Source organism: Prevotella sp. TF12-30 (assembly GCF_003436715.1).
Lineage (GTDB): Bacteria > Bacteroidota > Bacteroidia > Bacteroidales > Bacteroidaceae > Prevotella > Prevotella copri_A.
Window position 1 is genome coordinate 1 of sequence record NZ_QSQJ01000116.1, and the last position, 1,043, is coordinate 1,043.

The 1,043-nt window shown below is 53.9% G+C and carries 1 protein-coding gene; it reads left to right on the plus strand.

The genetic code is table 11. From position 1 onward, the window contains the following. The coding region (locus DXD25_RS16340; protein WP_147327963.1) for a DUF3575 domain-containing protein at positions 1-1,043 on the plus strand (1,043 nt) is incomplete at both ends.

The following is a 1,043-nucleotide window of genomic DNA, read 5'->3' on the forward strand; positions in this document are numbered from 1 at the left end:
GACAACCCCAACACGGTGCTGCAGCATATCAAGATCCTTTCGGCAGCTTCGCCGGAAGGTAACTCCAAGCTCAACAAACGACTGGCGAGAAGGAGAGGAGAACGCTTGCGCGACTATCTCAAGGAGATGCTGAATCTGCCAGACAGCGTCTTCACGGTCTCCTCTGCGGGAGAAGACTGGGAAGGACTTGCCCTGAAGATACAGAAAGAAAATGCGCCGTGGAGCCGGAAAGCCCTCTACATCATTCGGAACACCCCCGAATGGATCGTAAGAAACGGAAAGGTTGTAGATGGAAGAAAACGACAGCTCCAGAACCTCGATGGCGGAAAGGCATGGAAATACATGCTCGCCAACCACTTCGACAGCCTCCGCTCCGGAGCACTCGTGGTTTGCGAAATCCGACACATTGTACCATCTGTCAGTCCGACAGATACCCTCACATTGATTCAGAATCAGCAGGGCAGCGAAAAGGAATCGCTCCAGCAGAAGGATGCCCAGGATGCAGCTTCCCAGCTACAGGTATATCCAGGCGGGAATGCTGCCGAAGCCGAAAATGCAGCCCATGCATCCGGCAGAGACTCCTACTATGCCCTGAAGACCAACCTGCTCTATGATGCCCTCCTCGTGCCGAACCTCGGCATCGAGACCAGCATAGGCAGGGGATGGACCCTCGGAGCCAGCGGAATGCTAGCCTGGTGGAGCAAGGATGCCAGCCATAAATACTGGCGAATCTACGGCGGAGAAATGGAAATCAGAAAATATTTCGGCAGAAAGGCCAAGGAAAAAACGATGCAGGGACATCACATCTCCCTCTACGGACAGTTCCTCACCTATGATATCGAAAACGGTGGCACCGGTCACCAGAGCAAGAAAACCTACGGAGCAGGAATGGAGTACGGATACTCACTGCCGATAGGAAGACGCCTGAACCTCGACTTCGGACTGGGCGTGGGATACATCAAGTCCCACTACAAGACCTATGAGCCGAAAGACGGATGCTACGTATATGAGGCAACCCGCAACCGCACCTGGATAGGACCTAC